This window comes from Agrobacterium sp. P15N1-A, from assembly GCF_044626815.1.
GTDB lineage: Bacteria > Pseudomonadota > Alphaproteobacteria > Rhizobiales > Rhizobiaceae > Agrobacterium > Agrobacterium leguminum.
The window spans coordinates 573,459-590,555 of sequence record NZ_JBIUPF010000001.1; the positions used below are offsets into that span (position 1 = coordinate 573,459).

The following is a 17,097-nucleotide window of genomic DNA, read 5'->3' on the forward strand; positions in this document are numbered from 1 at the left end:
AATGTTGTCGCCGCGAAAAGAAAAGGCGCGCCGAACGGCTTCTGTTGCGAAGCGGTTCATGGCGCGCCTTAAACGCTTTCGGACCCGTCTCAGTTCATCAGGCCGGCGTGTTTCAGCGCCGCATCGATGGCCGCCTCCGTTGCCGGTTCCAGCGTACTCATCAAGGGCGAGCGGACCCGGCGATTGCCGCCGCGCGTCTTCGACAGCGCATATTTGGTGCCGCAGACGCCGGGCTCCATGAAGATCGCCTTGTGCAGCGGCATCAGGCGATCCTGATAATCCAGCGCCTTGGCATAATCACCGGCGAGCATCGCCGCCTGGAACTCCGAACAGAGGCGCGGCGCGACATTGGCGGTGACGGAAATGCAGCCGACGCCACCATGGGCGTTGAAACCGAGCGCCGTGCCATCCTCACCCGAAAGCTGGATGAAATCCTTGCCGCAGGAAATGCGCTGTTCGGAAACGCGGTCGATCTTGCCGGTCGCATCCTTGACGCCGACGATGTTCCTGTGCGCCTTGACCAGGGCACCCATGGTTTCCGGCGACATATCCACCACCGAACGCGGCGGGATATTGTAGATAACGATAGGCAGCTTCACCGCTTCGGCAACGGCCGAGAAGTGCGCGAACAGACCCTTCTGGGTCGGCTTGTTATAATAAGGAGTGACAACCAAGAGCGCATCCGCGCCGGCTTCCTGCGCGTGCAGTGCAAGCTCGATCGCCTCATCGGTATTGTTGGAGCCAGCGCCCGCAATGACCGGAACCCGTTTCGCCGCTACCTCGATGCACAGCTCGACGACACGTTTGTGCTCGTCGTGGGAGAGGGTTGGAGATTCCCCCGTCGTGCCCACGGGCACAAGTCCGTTGCTGCCTTCGGCGATCTGCCATTCCACATGGGCGGCAAATGCCTGTTCGTCCACGGCGCCATTGTCCGTGAACGGGGTAATGAGGGCGGGAATTGATCCCTTGAACATGCAAAGCTCCTGGCGCCGAGCCGGTTCATGCTTCGGCCGCATTCGATGGTTAAAACCGGCACACATTAGTGCCAGCCCTTGGCGCCGACAAGCGCAAAGGAAGCCTATTTTGTCCGAAATTGTCGGAAGTGTGACAGTCTCCGGGCCGTGATCGGCGAGCAGAAAAAGCAGCCGCCGAAAAGAAACGTAGCTCTCGGGCCGGTGAATAAAAGTTGATTGAATTGCAGGGCGGCGATTAACATTTCATTAAGCCTGAAATCCCAAGATTTCCGGGTGGGACATCAGACCGTTTTCGGCAATCCCGCTGCAATGTAGCGATATTAGAGCATTTCCAGTAAAAGTGCGTAGCGGTTTTACGTCCGGAAAATGCGGAAAAACAATGAGCCAGAGCATGTCGAACGATTCCGTTTAACAGGACGTGCTCTGGAAGAAAGTCGGCAACTCCGTTACACGATGAAGAACGGCATGAAAAAGACAGTCTGGGGATTGATGGCGGCGGGCCTTGCCGCAACCGTTTGGAACGCATTGGCCGGGCCGCTGCCGGAAGGTGCGGCCCCCCTTCCCTATGTCAAGCCGAATGCGCCGACCGTTCCGGCCTTCATGCCGGCCTCGCCCGAGATCACCGGCGCCATACCGCGCCTCGACCGCCCCGACGATACAAGCCAGTTGAAGGCCGGTCTCGACGCGCTTTCCAGCCGCGATGCGGCCCGCGCGATTGCGTTGCGCAACACCATGCCGACCGGCAGTCTCGACCGCCATATCCTTACCTGGGCAATCGCCGTTTCCGGCCAGAAGGACGTCGCCTCCGCCGAAATCGCCGCCGCGCAGCGCGAGCTCTCCGGCTGGCCGGGCGCTGCCACGCTGCGCGCCAATTCCGAAAAAGCGCTTTACCGAGAAGATCCGCCGGCGTCGCAGGTGCTTGCCGCCTTCGGCAATAGCCGGCCGGAAACCGCGGAAGGCAGCGTGGTGCTCGCCAAGGCGCTCGCCTCCTCGGGCAAGGGTGCGGAATCGCAGCGTCTCATTCGCCAGCTCTGGGTCAGCGAAGGCATGGACAAGGACATGGAAGACCGTGTGCTTGCCGAGTTTCCCACCTATCTCACCCCCGCCGATCATAAAGCGCGCATGGATTATCTGATGTATCGCAGCCGCATCGGTCAGGCGAAGCGTTTCGGCGATCTCGGCAAGGCGCAGTCGCTTTACAATGCCTGGGCAGCCGTGCTGCAGCGATCCACCACTGCGACTGCGCTCATCGGCAAGGTCGATGCCTCCTGGCGCAGCGACCCCGCCTATCTTTTCGCGCGGGTGGAAAACCTGCGCAACCAGCAGAAATATCCCGAAGCCGCCGTGCTTTTGCGGCAGGCCCCGAAGGAAACGGCCAAGCTCGTCAATCCGGGCGAATGGTGGAACGAGCGGCGCATCATTGCGCGTGGCGTCGCCGATCTCGGCGATTTCGCCGAAGCCTATCGCATCGTCGCCAATCATTCGGCCACCTCCGCCGTCGATGTTGCCGATGCGGAATTCCACGCCGGCTGGTATGCGCTAAGAGCGCTGCGCGATCCGGCCACGGCTTCGCGCCACTTCAACACGCTGCTTCAGACCTCGAACCGGCCGCTTTCGGCGTCGCGCGCCTATTATTGGCTCGGGCGGGCGGCGGAAGCCGGCGGACCGGGGGATGCCCGCGACTTCTTCACCAAAGCCGCCGCTCATCCCGGCACGTTTTACGGTCAGCTCGCCGCTGCGCGAATCGGCGCCAAGACACTGAATGTCACCTATCCGAGCCCCAGCAGCGGCGACCGCGAACGTTTCGCCGGCCGCGAAGCCGTGCGCGCCATCGACCGGCTGGAAGCAGCCGGTTACGGCTGGCGGGCCGACAGCCTTTATCGTTCGCTGGCGGAACAACTCGACAGCCCCGGCGAACTTGCCATTCTGGCGGCGCGGGCGGAGGGCAACGGCAATCATCAGGTCTCGCTGCAAATCGGCAAGACGGCTTTCAGCCGCGGCATCGATGCGGCCGCACTCGCCTATCCGCTCGGCGTCATTCCCGCCAGCGCCAATATAGCCGGCTCCGGCAAGGCGCTTGCCTATGCAATTGCCCGGCAGGAAAGCGCTTTCAACCCGGCCGCCGTCTCCGCCGCCAATGCGCGCGGCCTGCTGCAACTGCTGCCTGGAACCGCCAAGGGCGTGGCTGGACGCCATGGCCTGCCCTACACTCAGGCTCGGCTGACCACAGATGCGGGCTACAACGCCACGCTCGGCGCGCATTATCTCGGTGAGCAGATCGACAGTTTCGGCGGCTCCTATATCCTCACCTTCATCGCCTATAATGCCGGGCCCAAGCGCGTGCCGGAATGGATCGCCCGCTATGGCGACCCGCGCGGCAAGCCGATCGACGAGGTGGTCGACTGGATCGAGCGCATCCCCTTCCCCGAAACCCGCAATTACGTGCAGCGGGTGATGGAGAATTATCAGGTCTACAAGACGAGGCTCGGGCAGCAGGCCGATATCGTTGACGACCTGCGCCATGGGCGTGCGGGGTAAAGGCGGTATTCTTCCGCCAGCCGCTGATCGCTTTTAAAACTTTCAAGCATCGGTTCGCCCGGTGCTTTTTTTTGCTTTCCGCGTCGGAATTAAGGCTTCGGCGCGCCCAAAAGCCGTCAAACGAAAAACCCCGGCATTTCTGCCGGGGTTTCCATCACTGACTTGTGTCAGATCAGATTAGAACGAACGCTGAAGGCGAACGAAACCGGTGACTTCGTCGTCCGCACCGTCTTCGTCGTAGTAGTTGGCGGTGATCTTGGTGGCCAAACCTTCGGTGATCTTGTAGTCAACCGTCAGACCAGCAGTCCAAGCGTCGCGGTCGCCAACAAAGTCGCCGTCAGCAGGGTTGACGTCCAAGGTGCCGAGGTATTCAAAGCCGGGGGTAAGCGTCAGGCGATCGGTTGCCTTGATCGCGTACTCAACGGCAACAGCCCATTCAGACTTTGCGTAGTAAGCGTTGTCGCCAGAAGCCCACACACCAGCAAGACCGAAGGTGCCCGGACCGATATCTGCGAACAGCATACCGCGGATCGCAACGTTTTCTGCATCGAAGTCGTAGCTGGCGATCAGGTTAGCCGTAACAGCGCCAAACTTAGCGCCGATCATGCCGCCGATACCAACGTTGTTGTCAGCTTCATACTGGAACTGACCATACTGGCCTTCCAGTTCGTCAACCGACAGCGCAGCCTGGAAAGAACCTGCGTCGTAGGTGTACTTGATCGAGTTGAACAGGGTGTTGGTCGACAGAATGTCAGTTTCGCCGTTCAGATCGTCATCCCACCAGCTGTAGAACTTACCGACCTTCAGGCCGCCGAGTTCGATGAAGGCCTGATCGACGTGAACGCCGGAGCCACTATCGTTGTCGCCGTCGCCGAACGCGCTGCCGCTGTCAGCATTGCCGCGGAAGCCGATGAAACCACGCAGAGCACCGAGTTCGGTGTCGGTGCGGGTGTCAACTTCGAACTGGGCGCGCGTGAACGAATCCCAGTCGGACGTGCCGGACGCGTCACGACCAAAGTTGGTCTGGAAACGGATGTAACCGCCGAACTTCAGGCAGGTTTCGGTGCCGGGGATGTAGAAGAAGCCGGTGCCGAAAGCGTCGCAGACGCGAACATATTCCAGGGGCTCGGGCTCGGCAGCGACGATAGCGTCAGCGGCCTGTGCGCCGGATACTGCTGCGAGAGCTGCAGCGGAGCCGATGAGAAGGCTCTTGATGTTCATGGTTGACCTCCAGTCAAACGCTTAATCTTCTAAGCAGCAGGTGGGAAAGCACTTGTGAATGCGTGCCGCTTATGAATCTGATTAGAGCCAAAACCGGACGGATCGGCAATCGCAATCATGACGAAAGGAAGACAGTAAGGTGTCCTTAGTTTTTCATTGTTGCGAAATAGCTACAATTCTAACCTACCCCACCAGATTCATTACCGAATAGTTAATTTCCGATCTATTTCAGGGGCTTAGCTGATGAGTTCAGTCCTCATCCAAAAGCAAGAGAAATGCCATTAGAGAATTTGACCATAATCAGGACGCAGGAAATTGTCCAAAAGCTGATCTGCCACGTCGCAGAATCGATCATGTTGCAATCTGGCCGCCCGCAATTCCGATTGATCTGGCGTGGCTATCGGTGACAAGCACAAAGCGATTCGGCGAATCTGAATCGCGATGAACCCCATTCTGCGAAGCGCATAAGTGTTGTCTAAACGATATCATCAATTGACGGTCGATCGCTTGAGCCCAACATCCACATTCTAAAATCGTCATAACGAAAAAAGCCCGGCTTAAAAGCCGGGCTTCCATCACTGACAATGTCAGATCAGATTAGAACGAACGCTGCAGACGGATGAAGCCGTTCCACTCTTCGTCAACGTTGTCGACGTCGAGGTAGTTAGCAGCAACCTTCATGGAGAGGCCCTGCGTGATCTTGTAGTCAACCGTCACACCGGCCTGCCAAGCGTCGTCGTTGGTGAAGTCAGCACCGCCGGCGTAGTAGTTGCCGAAGTACTGTGCACCGGGGGTGATCGTCAGCTTGTCGGTTGCCTTGATGGCGTATTCACCAGCAATCGCCCACTCAGACTCGGTGTAGTAAGCGTTCGGGCCGGAAGCCCATACGCCTGCCAGGCCGAGGGTGCCAGGACCTACGTCAGCCGTTGCGATCAGGCGAACAGCGCCTTCTTCGCGGTCGGTGTCGTAGCCGCCGATGAGCTGGAAGGAAGCCGCGCCGAGCTTGGCGCCAGCGCCGAGAGCAACGCCAACGTTGTTGTCGGGCTCGTCCCAACCAACAGTGATGCCTTCGAGTTCGTCAACCGAAACGCCTGCCCAGAAGGAACCTGCGTCGTAGGTGTAACGGATCGAGTTGAAGAGAGCGTTGGTGGAGAGAACGTCGGCCTCGCCAGAGAGGCTATCGTCCCACCAGCTGTAGAACTTACCGACCTTCAGGCCGCCGAGTTCGATGAAGGCCTGGTCAACGTGAACGCCAGAAGAAGAGGACGAGCCGTTGTCAGCGTTGCCGCGGAAGCCGATGAAGCCACGCAGAGCACCGAGTTCAGTGTCGGTACGGGTGTCAACTTCGAACTGTGCACGGGTGAAGGAATCCCAGTCGGACGTACCACGGCCCGAGTTGAATTCATCACGGCCGATGTTCGTCTGGAAACGGATGTAACCGCCGAACTTCAGGCAGGTTTCGGTGCCGGGGATGTAGAAGAAGCCGGTGCCGAAAGCGTCGCAAACGCGAACGTATTCCAGGGGCTCAGGCTCAGCAGCGACGATAGCGTCGGCAGCGTGAGCGCCGGATACTGCTGCGAGAGCCGCAGCGGAGCCGATCAGAAGGCTCTTGATGTTCATGGTTGACCTCCAGTCAAAGTTTTTAAGTGGGTCTGGGTACTTTCGCTGAAGGACAGCATTCCCTGCCCCATTCCCGTGTTCTTAGAAGCCAAACGATCCACCGCCTCGCTTCTGGTGGTGAAAATACAAAAGGTTTCGCCGCTTGCAATCGCCAACATCCGATAAATAGCATTTACGTATATGCTTCATTTCGGTTTGTTGCGGAAACAACACACAGTGCGCAGGCGGCCGATTGCCGCTTTTACAATGCGTTAAGAATTTTCTTGAAAATCCGTTAGTTAGCGAGGTTAACAAGGTCTTTCTAAACTACCGGCTTTTTCGGCCATTCCCTACTCGGCCGGTCTTGGATCCCGGGATTTTTTTGCTTCAATCGACCCTGTCGCGAAGCCCGTAACCGATACGCATGGGGAAAACGAGATAACACCACCCCGCTCAAGACTGATTCACCGGCCAACGATTCGAGCGGCCGGACATCCGGCGGCTGGACAAACTGATTTGCCTTCGGGCGGGCTGCGCTTACTGACACGACGCACGTTTGCAGGCACGAACTTGCGAACTCGCTCGACATCGAGAATCACAAAGATGTTTAATGCCGGCACACTGAACTATCGTCGCGCGGTAGAAGAACGCCGTTACTGGACATGATGGTTGCCAGGCCCCTCGGGCGCTCGTCCGGTGGCAGCACCTAGTTGCCGTCCAGAACCACGTTGAGTGAATATCGATCGATACGCTCCTGAAGCGCGACTACCACAGCTTGCAGGAACTCTCGACGCCGAGGCGCGGCGGTTTTTGCCAGTGTCATTGTCAGTCGCGCGCGAATCTTGCTCATGAACCCAACATGATCAAAGCTGTCGGCAGATATGTTGATCTCAACCTCTTCCATGTAATGCGACAGGTGCGACCCCAGCTCAAGATTCGCGTCCATCTGGTAGTGGGAGGCCATCTGCTCTGCAAGCGTGCCCATCTGCACGTAGGGGCCGTATTCGTCGATCATTAAATCTCCTTCGTCTGGCTGAGAATCTAGATAGGCGCTGTTTTTCAAAGAACGAGATGCATCCGTGACGATCCACGCAAAAGACCCGACCGAATTCCTAAAATATGCGTGATCGATCAGGCGGCCGCCCGAGTCGTTCTCCAGGAATATTGCTGCGCCCGCGATTTAATGGCACCGGCTCAATCCCGACGCTCAATGAATGTCAGCAGAAGGGGATGAGCCGCCAGGCAAGAGGCAACCGACGATGGCCAGGTAATGCCGCGATCCGCTAAGGTTCACAGCCATTTTGCCTGCAATGGGTATGAAATGGATAAAGAAGCCAGCGCTTGTTCTGCTTCTCATATAAATCTCAGCAGAAACTGATGGCGGAGAGGATGGGATTCGAACCCACGATACGCTTTTGACGTATACTCCCTTAGCAGGGGAGCGCCTTCGACCACTCGGCCACCTCTCCGGTGCGGCCTGATTATTGCGTAAAAAAAATGATTGCAAGGCTTTTTCGCCAAGAAGCACAAAAACCTGTTGGCTGAACATCACCAGGCGAAACTTTGCGGGCAATTCGGGAACTTCTTTAAAGCCGACACGTTCTGCCTTCGGTAACAAAAGAGGTGTTCTAATGGCTCAGACCAAACTGAATGTTGTCGAAGACACGATCGAAAACCAGATTGCGGAGCTGCGTTCGCAGATCGCATCCCTCTCCAAATCCGTCTCCGCCCGCGCGGAAGGGGTGAGCGAGGATGCGTCCGAATTTCTGGATGAGGCGCGCGGGCGCGTTCGCAAGGCCGCGCATAATGTCCGCGCCCAGGGCCAGAATGTCGTGGAAGCCGTCAAGGAAAATCCCGGCACGGCGACCTCCCTGCTGACGATCGTTGGCGCACTCGGTTTTGCCATCGGTTATGCGGTCGGCACAAGCACGCAGCAGAACTCGTCGAACAGCAGCCTTTATCGCTGGCGCTAATCGCCGCATGGACTTAAAATTGAGGCAAGGCGGGTCAATCCTGCCTTGCCTTTCCGTATTGGTTTGAAATGTGATGAATGGGGGCGGATATGCGGTTCAGCGACGATCTTGAAACGGCTTTGTCGGATTTTGCAAGGGATCACGGCATAGACAGGGATGAGGCCATCCAGCGTATCATTCGCGCCGCCCTTATCAACACCGGTTATCTCGCCTCCGGCGAAGAAGGCATTCCGCCGGAAAAGCTGAACGCCAGCAACGACGACTGAATTAATAGCCGGACCGGGATGGTGCAGGCGCTGCTCCGCCCTTGTAACGGGCCGAGAGCGCACGCAGGGTGCTGGCGAATTCGGTAACATCCGCACCGACGGCCACGAAGGACGCGCCGAGTTCGAGATAGCGGCGATTATAGGTTTCATTGAAGGTGAGAATGCCGGCGGCCTTGCCCGCCTTGACGATCTTGACGATCGCCGCCTCGATCACCGCCTGCACTTCCGGCTCGTCTATCCTGCCGAGATAACCCATATCTGCGGCCAGATCCGCCGGGCCGATGAAGACGCCGTCTACACCCTCCACCGCAAGAATATTGTCGAGATCGTTGATCGCCGCCCGCGTTTCGGCCTGCACCAGCAGGCAGACGCTGTCCGAGGCGCTGTCGGCATAGTCGGTTATCGTGTTGAAGGCGGAAGCACGGGCAACGGCAGCACCCATGCCGCGAATGCCGCGCGGCGGATAATGCATGGCGCTGACCAGATCCCTCGCCTGATCAGCCGAATCGACCATCGGCACGAGAAGCGTGCGCGCACCCGCATCCAGAAGCTGCTTGATCATCCAGCTTTCACCGACCGGCACGCGCACCACCGGTTCGGCAGGCGATGTGGCAAGGGCGCGCAGCTGGTCGATGATGCTGCGCAGATCGTTCGGCCCATGCTCACCGTCGATCACCAGCCAGTCGAACCCCGCCGTACCGGCGATTTCCGCCGTGATGGCCTCGCCCATATCGAGCCAGAGGCCGATCTGCGGCTTGCCGGCATGGATGGCGGTTTTGAAACGGTTTTCGGGAGCAGGCATGATGTCCTCAGGAAAGCAGTAATTTCAGATCGGCGGAAGCATCCGCCAGGATGGCGCGATCCGGCTCGGCGCCGGTATCGAGCAGTTTCTTGCCCGCGACATAGGCCTTGGCATCGTTGACGGCATCCACCGCCACGAATCGCCCCTCGCGGAAATACCAGACGGACCAGCTGCCCTCACGCGCACCCTGCCTCAGCATCGTCTCGTCGTAACCCAGGTTGAAGCCGGCGATCTGCAGCTTGGCGTCATATTGATCCGACCAGAACCATGGCTTCGGATCATAGGCGGCTTCAGCCCCGGTAAGCACGGCAGCGGCCGCCTCGGCCTGATCGACAGCATTCTGTACCGATTCGAGACGCACGTGCTGGCCGCGCCACGGCAGCAGCGCGCAATCGCCCACCGCATGAATGGCGCTGTCGGAGGTGCGGGTATGGTCGTCCACCACGATGCCATTGCCGACATCAAGGCCCGATTCGCGAGCGAGGCGATCATTCGGCGTGACGCCGATGCCGACAATCACAAAGTCCACATCCAGCGTCGAGCCGTCGGAGAGTTCGGCTGCGGCCACCCGGCCATCCATGCCGACAAGGCGCACAAGGCCGGTCTTTTCGCGAATGGAAACGCCGTGGGCCTGATGGATGCCGCGCATGATATCGGCGGTTTCCTTCGCCGCCACACGCTGGAGAATGCGGTCAGCCATTTCGATCAAGGTCACTTCGAGGCCGAGCTTGCGGGCGACGGCCGCTGCTTCGAGACCGATATAACCGCCGCCGATCACCAGCAGCCTGCGGCCCGGCTTCATCTCCTCCACAAGCCGGTCGGCATCGCGCTTGTCGCGAACGGTCAGGACGCCTTCCAGATCGCCGCCGATACTGGCGGGCAGCAGGCGGGGAGCCGCCCCGGTCGCCAGCACCAGCCTGTCATAGGAAAACGTGCTGCCGTCCTGCATGCGCAGGGATTTGGCGGCGCGGTCTATCTCCTCCACCCAGGTGGAAAGCCGGATATCGACATTGTTTTCGGCGTACCATTCCTCCGGACGGAACATCAGCCGGTCGAAGCTCATCTCGCCGAGAAGGTATTTTTTGGAGAGCGGCGGCCGCTGGTAGGGATAGGCATCCTCGGAACCGACGATGGTGATGGGGCGCTCGTCCTTCAGCGCCCGAAGCTTCGACGCCAGCGCGAAAGCGGCCTGCCCCGCCCCGACGATTACCAGCCTTCCCGTCACAGTCCACTCCCAGAAGAATCACGAAGCGCCGGTCCTGCCGGGCCTCGCGATGCGATATTGCAAGGCTCAGGCGTAACGCCAAGTACGGCCCCAGTCAACACCAGCCCCGTGCAAGCGTGACGCAGTATCAGCACAGGCTGAAACCGGATGGGGCCGAACGCATTTCCATAGCGGAAACATCGGCTTCCGAAGGGAAGATTGGTCGAGATCGAGACAGAGAACAGACAATTGCGCGCATTTCCTTCATGCCCTGGCAAGGAAGCGGCGTTAAAATCGGCATCAAAAGAGGCAATCCGGGAGGTTGTCATGGCTTTGCATATGGATCCCCGTCAGAACGTCCCCCAGGACGAGATGTACGAGAAATTTCAGATCGACCGGCCCGGCAAGATCACCTTCATCGGGCATCATCTCAGCGCCAAGGACACCATGCGCTGCCTGGTGCGGACCATTTCCCTTTACGGCGCGGAACTGGATGTCAGCCCCGATCTGGAAATGCCGGCCAATTTCTATCTGGAAATTCTCGGTATCCGCGACGAGATCGGCTGCACGCTGATCCGCCGCGAAGAGGAAAAAGTGACGATCGGCTTCAACATGCTGATCGATGCGGAGTTCCTGCACCATGTGCGACGCCTGAGCTTCGAGACCAACGCGTGACCCCGACATGACAGGCCGATGGCTTTTCCGTCTCCTCGCCGGGACGTAAAATTCTGTTCCAAAACAGTCGTGCCGCAACCGGCTGCGCCTTGCGTCCGGTTTTTTTGCACCTATTGTGAGCCGGGTTTTAAACACAGGTACCGGAACTCTCAGCCAATGTCAGCCTTTTCCCGCCTCACGCCGCTTGCCGCTTCGCTTCCCTCAACCGTTCCCTTCGTCGGCCCGGAGGCCATCGAGCGCAACCGTGGCCTGAAGGTTGAAGCGCGTATCGGCGCCAATGAGAGCGGCTTCGGCCCCGCCCCTTCCGTGCTTCTGGCCATGCGCGATGCGGCGGCGGAGACATGGATGTACAGCGATCCGGAAAATTACGAGTTGAAGGAAGCGCTTGCCATCCACCATGGCGTTGCACGCGGCAATATCGCCATCGGCAGCGGCGTCGATGGGCTGCTGGGCGAGATCGCCCGGCTGATCGTCGAGCCGGGCACGCCTGTCGTCACCTCTTTTGGCGGCTACCCCACCTTCAATTACCATGTGAACGGTTTTGGCGGGAAACTCGTGACCACGCCCTATGTCGACGATCACGAAGACCTTGACGGGCTTCTCGATCTCGTCATCCGGGAAAATGCGCCGCTCGTTTATTTCGCCAATCCCGACAATCCGATGGGAAGCTGGTGGGAAGCGAGCGAAGTCGTCGCCTTTGCCCGCGCATTGCCGGAAACCTGCCTGCTCATTCTGGATGAGGCCTATTGCGAAACCGCGCCGGCCAGCGCCGTGCCGGCCATCGACGCGCTGATCGGCCAGCCGAACATCCTGCGCATGCGCACCTTCTCGAAAGCCTATGGGCTGGCGGGTGCGCGCGTGGGTTACGCCATCGGCACGCTCGGCAATGTCGAAGCCTTCGACAAGATCCGCAACCATTTCGGCATGGCGCGCATTTCGGTCGCCGGCGCTTTGGCGGCCCTGAAAGATCAGGCCTATCTGCATGAAGTCGTTGGTAAAATTTCCGACGCCCGTGAGCGGATTTCGGCAATCGCGCGCAATAACGGCCTTTCACCGCTCCCCTCCGCCACCAATTTCGTCACCATCGATTGCCACCGCGACGGGGCTTATGCCCGCGCCATCGTCGATGGGCTGATGGAACATGGCGTCTTCATCCGCATGCCGGGCGTCGCGCCGCTCAACCGCTGCATTCGCGTGAGCGTGGGGCCGGGTGACAAGCTCGATCTGTTCGGACAGGCGCTGCCCAAGGTCATCAAGGCGCTGGGCTGATATTGAGTGCCGTCATTCCGGCCTTGAGCCGGAATCCAGCGCGATCAAGCCCTTGATCGCGAAAGACCCTTTCACGCCGCAAACGCGGCGTGGCTGGATGCCGGATCAGGTCCGGCATGACGGAAGAAGGAAGCGATTCGAAAACCGCACCTGTCATGCCTGCCGTGGCGGTTTCATCCTCATGACAGGGTGATGCGAATGCGATTCAACGTCCCCCCGCAAGCCCCTGCCCGCGAATCGTTTTCCGGCGAAGAGACATCGCCAAACATAAGAAAACCGCGCCGGCCTTGTTCCTGCCGGTCGCGGTTTGATGTGTCAGCGCAAAAGCCCTTTTCAAAGCCCTCGCCGCGTTCCCCTTCGGGTTTACTTTCCTTTGCGCCGGTCATCGGGACTGGAGGGAACCGGACCGGCAATCTCAATAATGGCTGGGTCGATCAGTGCATCGTCATCCAGTCGCGGGCGGCGCGCAGCGCTTCGGCCAGTTCCGATTTCGTCATGTTGCGGGCGAGATCGGCGCGCAGCGAAGCGGCTCTTTCCGATCCGCGGATCGCGGCGATGTTGAGCCATTTATGGGCGGCGATCAGGTCCACCTTGCAGCCCCGGCCGGTCGCATAGACCAGGCCGAGATTGCAAAGAGTGTCGGCGCGGGTTTCGCCACCGGCAGCCATTTCGATATCGCGAATTTCAAAGCGTGCCATTGTTTTAATCCCTGTCCTTCTGCCTGTTTCATCATTCGCCTTCTTGTCGAGGCCATCGTCCGGACCTGCCGTCTTTTGCGGCTTTTTTGTCCTTTCGTCCGGCAGGTTTTCCCTGCGCTTTTGATGAGTTCACTATGCCACGGGGCCTTCAACGGTCGCTTAAAAGGCATGATTAATGGGCCGCAAACAAACTGCAAACGATTGGTAAAATTGGGTTTTCGTTAAATATCACGAGCCGCGGAAATTAAGGACTTTGCGGCGAATTTTACGAAAAGTTTAGAATTGGATTTAAACCCTTCCTTCACCACGATCAAAACAGCGATTTTCGAATTCCCCCCTCTTTCGCTCATCCCGCCGCTGCAAATGCCGCGCCGGGGCCGCAAATTTCTGTTTCCTTTTACGTGAACGTCAAATACTATCCGCCCTGCCCGTCATGAGGATGAAACGGGCACAGGATAGCGCGGTGCAAGGAGCAATCGTTGCGCCGCAGGCGGCTTGGGCCAGAGATGGCGCATTCGCACGCCAAAAGGGTTTGATCTGCGCAATCGCGTCTTTGAGCCGCCGGCTCGAGAAAGCCTGCGCGAATTTCGGGAGGAATTTTATGAAGCGTATAATGACGATTGCCGCCGCCCTCATGCTGAGCGGCAACCTTGCCGTTGCCGCCGAGGCAATCGAGGGCAACTGGAAGACCGCCAGTGGCGAAACCGCCGTGATCGGCCCCTGCGGCGGCGCTTTCTGCGTGACGCTGAAGACCGGCAAACACGCCGGAAAACAGATCGGCAAGCTTTCCGGCAAGGGAAACAGCTATTCGGGTGAAATCACCGATCCCGCCAATGACAAGACCTATAGCGGCTCCGGCACCGTTTCCGGCAACTCGCTGAGCATGAAGGGCTGCGTGCTGAAGGTTCTGTGCAAATCGCAGACCTGGACGCGGCTTTAATCGACAGGGCGGCGGGCGGGCTTCTGTCCTGCCGCCTGCGGTCTCCCGCCTGACGGCGCGGTGCACCGCCCAGGGATTTCGCCTGAGACTGCGGACGCACGCCGCATGGAAGCCATATATCCGTTGATGTATCGTTGCGCCCAACACCAACGAGAGCGACGCATGCGCCCCACCCTTTCGACAATCCTGATTGCGGGCACCTCGCATGTCGGCAAAAGCACCCTTGCCGGCCTGCTGAGCGAAAGGCTGCGCTGCGAGGCAATATCGACCGACAGCCTCGCCCGCCATCCGGGAAGGCCATGGCCGGCCATTCCGGCACCGGTGGAAGAATATTACGCACGGCTCTCGGCGGAAACGATCCACTGGTTCCTGAAGATACATCATCAGAACATCTGGCCGCTGATCCGCACGATGATCCACAGCAGGTCGGCCATCGGCACTCCCACAATCTTCGAGGGCGCGGCCCTGCGGCCAGAATTCATTTCGCCCCTGCTTGGCGGCACGGTCGCCGGTGTCTTTCTTCATGCCGGCAATGATTTTCTTCTCGAGAGAATGCGCTCTCACGCCCGCTATGAAGATGCAACGGCTGAGAAACGGCAGATCATCGACGCCTTCATCGAGCGTTCGTTGCGGGAAAACACGGACATGCTGGCATCCGCGCAGGAGCACCGCGTGCCGGTTGTCGATGTGACTGAGCTTCAGGCATTCGAGACCCTGGTGACCGATCTTGCGGCACATGCGGAAGCCCCTCTGTCCTGATCGAAAAGCGGGTGGCCCGCGAGATGCCCGGCGGCATTGCGGCATCAATCTGTCATGTCACCGCCCGTTAACATCCCTGAATGCCATATGAACCGGGGTCTCAGGGTCCGTTCAGTCCGAGTGTGGCAAAACTCTGTCCATCAACTCCAATAAGGGGAATGGACATGGCAAAGCTGATCAGCCGACTGGCAATCTTCGCGTTTCTCATGGCGATCTTCGCCATGTCCTTCGCCTCGCTCGTCGTTAATCCGAACCGCAGTTTCCAGCGGGTGAATGCCGGCGCGGCAATCGCCTGCCAGCACAGTCCGTCGCCCGCCGCCAATTGCCCCGTCGTATTGTGAGGACAGGCCGATGACGACGAGTTTTTCCAACGGCCTGTTTTCCGCGCTGCGGCTGGTGCTGATGGCCTCGATCTTTCTCGGTCCGGTCGCCGGACTTGCGGTTTACAAGGCCGATCCCCGCCCCGCCTCCAAGGGCGCCGGCTTCGTGCTTTTGATGAGCCTGCAGCGTGGCGCGCTCGGCTGAAATTTCTGCCGACCCGCTGTTATTCGAACTGCCTTTTTGCGTTTCTTTTCAGTTTCTTCGTATTTCTGTCGCTTGCCTGTCGAAATTGGCCTCTTATAATGGGCCATGACAATAGCAAAACGAACGATTCCGCCCCTCACCTTCATCAGCCCCGAGCCTTTCGCGCCGCAGTCCTTCACGGACCCGAAACAAGCTGTGGCGGCTTTGATCGCGCTTTACGAACGCAATACGGCGTTCCTGATCGATTCCTTCACCGAACTTGCCAAGGGCGCGCCGATTGCCGGCCGTTACCGCGCCTGTTACCCGCAGGTCAGCCTTGAGACCGCCACCTTCGGCCATGTCGATTCGCGTCTCTCCTACGGCCATGTCACCGCCCCCGGCGTTTACACGACGACCATCACCCGGCCGGAGCTTTTCCGCCATTACCTCAAGGAACAGCTGGGGCTTCTGATGAAGAACCACGGCGTTCCGGTCACGGTGTCGGAATCGGCCACGCCCATTCCGCTGCATTTCGCTTTCGGCGAAGGCGCCTATGTCGAGGCGGCGGCTGCCTCCTCGCTGTCCGACGTGCCGCTGCGCGATCTCTTCGATACGCCCGACCTCAACAATACCGACGATCTCATCGCCAATGGCGAATATGACCAGGTGCCGGGCGAACCCGCGCCGCTCGCCCCCTTTACCGCGCAGCGCATCGATTATTCGCTGGCCCGCCTCAGCCACTATACGGCAACCAGCGCCAGCCATTTCCAGAACTTCGTGCTGTTCACCAACTACCAGTTCTATATCGATGAATTCGCCGCATGGGCGCGGCAGTTGATGAAGAATGGCGGCGAGGGTTACACGGCTTTCGTGGAGCCGGGCAATATCGTCACCCCTGCCGGTTGCGACAAGCCGGAAACGGATGCCGTGCTCGCGCGCCTGCCGCAGATGCCCGCCTATCACCTGAAGAAGAAGGGCCATGCCGGCATCACGCTCGTCAATATCGGCGTCGGCCCCTCCAACGCCAAGACGATCACCGACCACATCGCCGTGCTGCGCCCGCATGCCTGGCTGATGGTTGGCCATTGCGCCGGCCTGCGCAACAGCCAGCGGCTTGGCGATTATGTTCTGGCGCACGCCTATGTGCGTGAGGACCACGTTCTGGATGACGACCTGCCGGTCTGGGTGCCGATCCCGGCGCTTGCCGAAGTGCAGCTGGCGCTGGAAGGTGCTGTTGCGGAAGTCACCGGCTACGAGGGCTTCGAGCTGAAGCGCATCATGCGCACCGGCACCGTCGCCACCATCGACAACCGCAACTGGGAACTTCGCGATCAGGCCGGCCCCGTCAAGCGCCTGTCGCAATCGCGCGCCATAGCGCTCGACATGGAATCGGCCACCATCGCCGCCAATGGCTTCCGCTTCCGCGTGCCCTACGGCACCCTGCTCTGCGTCTCCGACAAGCCGCTGCATGGTGAATTGAAGCTGCCGGGCATGGCGACGGAGTTTTACCGCACCCAGGTCGCGCAGCATTTGCAGATCGGCATCCGCGCCGTGCAGAAGCTTGCCGCCATGCCGACGGAAACGCTGCATTCGCGCAAGCTTCGAAGCTTTTACGAGACGGCGTTCCAGTAAAAACAGATATCGCGGAAAGCGTCGTTGGTGTATCGTTTCGAAA

Annotated in this window: 17 protein-coding genes and 1 tRNA gene; 10 read left to right on the forward strand and 8 right to left on the reverse strand. The window is 59.4% G+C overall.

Features of this window, described 5'->3' with window-relative positions:
* Window positions 1–89: 89 nt before the first annotated feature.
* Window positions 90–974, reverse strand: coding sequence for a 4-hydroxy-tetrahydrodipicolinate synthase (gene dapA, locus ACIK7D_RS02800; RefSeq protein WP_003524121.1), 885 nt, complete (start codon window positions 972–974; stop codon window positions 90–92).
* 465 nt (window positions 975–1,439) lie between these two features.
* On the opposite strand from dapA, the gene ACIK7D_RS02805 reads away from it, so the two are divergent.
* Entirely contained in the window at window positions 1,440–3,512 is a 2,073-nt protein-coding gene (locus tag ACIK7D_RS02805) for a lytic transglycosylase domain-containing protein (protein ID WP_400155566.1), read from the forward strand.
* A 177-nt stretch (window positions 3,513–3,689) separates the two neighbouring features.
* Here the strand turns inward: ACIK7D_RS02805 and ACIK7D_RS02810 are convergent, their stop codons facing one another.
* The 4 genes from ACIK7D_RS02810 to ACIK7D_RS02825 all read right to left on the reverse strand — a co-directional run bounded on the left by ACIK7D_RS02810 (window position 3,690) and on the right by ACIK7D_RS02825 (window position 7,801).
* Window positions 3,690–4,733, reverse strand: a complete 1,044-nt coding sequence (locus ACIK7D_RS02810; protein WP_080817326.1) for a porin — start codon at window positions 4,731–4,733, stop codon at window positions 3,690–3,692.
* A 597-nt stretch (window positions 4,734–5,330) separates the two neighbouring features.
* Window positions 5,331–6,353: a porin gene (locus ACIK7D_RS02815; protein WP_080817327.1), complete on the reverse strand. Its 1,023-nt coding sequence runs from the start codon at window positions 6,351–6,353 to the stop codon at window positions 5,331–5,333.
* Between the two features lie 685 nt (window positions 6,354–7,038).
* Window positions 7,039–7,347, reverse strand: a complete 309-nt coding sequence (locus ACIK7D_RS02820) for a hypothetical protein (protein ID WP_400155567.1) — start codon at window positions 7,345–7,347, stop codon at window positions 7,039–7,041.
* A 363-nt stretch (window positions 7,348–7,710) separates the two neighbouring features.
* Window positions 7,711–7,801, reverse strand: a tRNA-Ser gene (locus ACIK7D_RS02825).
* 162 nt (window positions 7,802–7,963) lie between these two features.
* On the opposite strand from ACIK7D_RS02825, the gene ACIK7D_RS02830 reads away from it, so the two are divergent.
* Together ACIK7D_RS02830 and ACIK7D_RS02835 are read left to right on the forward strand one after the other, a co-directional pair.
* The gene (locus tag ACIK7D_RS02830; RefSeq protein WP_003509967.1) at window positions 7,964–8,305 is read left to right on the forward strand and encodes a hypothetical protein; all 342 of its coding nucleotides are present in this window, start codon (window positions 7,964–7,966) and stop codon (window positions 8,303–8,305) included.
* A gap of 89 nt (window positions 8,306–8,394) precedes the next feature.
* Window positions 8,395–8,571, forward strand: a complete 177-nt coding sequence (locus ACIK7D_RS02835; RefSeq protein ID WP_162936695.1) for a hypothetical protein — start codon at window positions 8,395–8,397, stop codon at window positions 8,569–8,571.
* A gap of 1 nt (window position 8,572) precedes the next feature.
* Here the strand turns inward: ACIK7D_RS02835 and ACIK7D_RS02840 are convergent, their stop codons facing one another.
* Together ACIK7D_RS02840 and ACIK7D_RS02845 are read right to left on the reverse strand one after the other, a co-directional pair.
* A complete protein-coding gene (locus ACIK7D_RS02840; RefSeq protein ID WP_400155568.1) occupies window positions 8,573–9,373 on the reverse strand; it encodes an aldolase/citrate lyase family protein in 801 nt (266 codons plus the stop codon).
* A 7-nt stretch (window positions 9,374–9,380) separates the two neighbouring features.
* Window positions 9,381–10,598 (reverse strand): NAD(P)/FAD-dependent oxidoreductase, encoded by a 1,218-nt coding sequence (locus ACIK7D_RS02845; protein ID WP_400155569.1) that lies wholly within the window; start codon window positions 10,596–10,598, stop codon window positions 9,381–9,383.
* 306 nt (window positions 10,599–10,904) lie between these two features.
* On the opposite strand from ACIK7D_RS02845, the gene ACIK7D_RS02850 reads away from it, so the two are divergent.
* On the forward strand, window positions 10,905–11,252 hold the full coding sequence (locus ACIK7D_RS02850; protein ID WP_035240153.1) for a hypothetical protein: 348 nt from the start codon (window positions 10,905–10,907) through the stop codon (window positions 11,250–11,252).
* Window positions 11,253–11,408: 156 nt separating this feature from the next.
* Window positions 11,409–12,521: a pyridoxal phosphate-dependent aminotransferase gene (locus ACIK7D_RS02855; RefSeq protein WP_400155570.1), complete on the forward strand. Its 1,113-nt coding sequence runs from the start codon at window positions 11,409–11,411 to the stop codon at window positions 12,519–12,521.
* A gap of 434 nt (window positions 12,522–12,955) precedes the next feature.
* On the opposite strand, the gene ACIK7D_RS02860 is transcribed toward ACIK7D_RS02855, so the two are convergent.
* On the reverse strand, window positions 12,956–13,219 hold the full coding sequence (locus ACIK7D_RS02860) for a sel1 repeat family protein (RefSeq protein ID WP_003524109.1): 264 nt from the start codon (window positions 13,217–13,219) through the stop codon (window positions 12,956–12,958).
* Between the two features lie 601 nt (window positions 13,220–13,820).
* Between ACIK7D_RS02860 and ACIK7D_RS02865 the strand changes: the two genes are divergently transcribed.
* The 5 genes from ACIK7D_RS02865 (at window position 13,821) to amn (ending at window position 17,054) form a co-directional block, all read left to right on the forward strand.
* Complete coding sequence (locus ACIK7D_RS02865; RefSeq protein ID WP_080817333.1) at window positions 13,821–14,159, forward strand: DUF2147 domain-containing protein; 339 nt, start codon at window positions 13,821–13,823, stop codon at window positions 14,157–14,159.
* Window positions 14,160–14,321: 162 nt separating this feature from the next.
* Entirely contained in the window at window positions 14,322–14,918 is a 597-nt protein-coding gene (locus tag ACIK7D_RS02870) for a hypothetical protein (protein WP_400155571.1), read from the forward strand.
* A 158-nt stretch (window positions 14,919–15,076) separates the two neighbouring features.
* Window positions 15,077–15,259 (forward strand): hypothetical protein, encoded by a 183-nt coding sequence (locus tag ACIK7D_RS02875; protein WP_020809511.1) that lies wholly within the window; start codon window positions 15,077–15,079, stop codon window positions 15,257–15,259.
* Window positions 15,260–15,269: 10 nt separating this feature from the next.
* Complete coding sequence (locus ACIK7D_RS02880) at window positions 15,270–15,443, forward strand: hypothetical protein (protein WP_003509979.1); 174 nt, start codon at window positions 15,270–15,272, stop codon at window positions 15,441–15,443.
* A gap of 105 nt (window positions 15,444–15,548) precedes the next feature.
* Window positions 15,549–17,054 carry an AMP nucleosidase gene (gene amn / locus ACIK7D_RS02885; protein WP_400155572.1) on the forward strand — a complete coding sequence of 502 codons (1,506 nt, stop codon included), beginning with the start codon at window positions 15,549–15,551 and terminating at the stop codon, window positions 17,052–17,054.
* The last annotated feature ends 43 nt before the right edge of the window (window positions 17,055–17,097 follow it).

What these genes read in the sequence shown, in the direction of transcription:
- dapA (WP_003524121.1), bottom strand. Translation starts at nt 974, where the DNA reads ATGTTCAAGGGATCAATTCCCGCCCTCATTACCCCGTTCACGGACAAT.
- ACIK7D_RS02805 (WP_400155566.1), top strand. Translation starts at nt 1,440, where the DNA reads ATGAAAAAGACAGTCTGGGGATTGATGGCGGCGGGCCTTGCCGCAACC.
- ACIK7D_RS02810 (WP_080817326.1), bottom strand. Translation starts at nt 4,733, where the DNA reads ATGAACATCAAGAGCCTTCTCATCGGCTCCGCTGCAGCTCTCGCAGCA.
- ACIK7D_RS02815 (WP_080817327.1), bottom strand. Translation starts at nt 6,353, where the DNA reads ATGAACATCAAGAGCCTTCTGATCGGCTCCGCTGCGGCTCTCGCAGCA.
- ACIK7D_RS02820 (WP_400155567.1), bottom strand. Translation starts at nt 7,347, where the DNA reads ATGATCGACGAATACGGCCCCTACGTGCAGATGGGCACGCTTGCAGAG.
- ACIK7D_RS02830 (WP_003509967.1), top strand. Translation starts at nt 7,964, where the DNA reads ATGGCTCAGACCAAACTGAATGTTGTCGAAGACACGATCGAAAACCAG.
- ACIK7D_RS02835 (WP_162936695.1), top strand. Translation starts at nt 8,395, where the DNA reads ATGCGGTTCAGCGACGATCTTGAAACGGCTTTGTCGGATTTTGCAAGG.
- ACIK7D_RS02840 (WP_400155568.1), bottom strand. Translation starts at nt 9,373, where the DNA reads ATGCCTGCTCCCGAAAACCGTTTCAAAACCGCCATCCATGCCGGCAAG.
- ACIK7D_RS02850 (WP_035240153.1), top strand. Translation starts at nt 10,905, where the DNA reads ATGGCTTTGCATATGGATCCCCGTCAGAACGTCCCCCAGGACGAGATG.
- ACIK7D_RS02855 (WP_400155570.1), top strand. Translation starts at nt 11,409, where the DNA reads ATGTCAGCCTTTTCCCGCCTCACGCCGCTTGCCGCTTCGCTTCCCTCA.
- ACIK7D_RS02860 (WP_003524109.1), bottom strand. Translation starts at nt 13,219, where the DNA reads ATGGCACGCTTTGAAATTCGCGATATCGAAATGGCTGCCGGTGGCGAA.
- ACIK7D_RS02865 (WP_080817333.1), top strand. Translation starts at nt 13,821, where the DNA reads ATGAAGCGTATAATGACGATTGCCGCCGCCCTCATGCTGAGCGGCAAC.
- ACIK7D_RS02870 (WP_400155571.1), top strand. Translation starts at nt 14,322, where the DNA reads ATGCGCCCCACCCTTTCGACAATCCTGATTGCGGGCACCTCGCATGTC.
- ACIK7D_RS02875 (WP_020809511.1), top strand. Translation starts at nt 15,077, where the DNA reads ATGGACATGGCAAAGCTGATCAGCCGACTGGCAATCTTCGCGTTTCTC.
- ACIK7D_RS02880 (WP_003509979.1), top strand. Translation starts at nt 15,270, where the DNA reads ATGACGACGAGTTTTTCCAACGGCCTGTTTTCCGCGCTGCGGCTGGTG.
- amn (WP_400155572.1), top strand. Translation starts at nt 15,549, where the DNA reads ATGACAATAGCAAAACGAACGATTCCGCCCCTCACCTTCATCAGCCCC.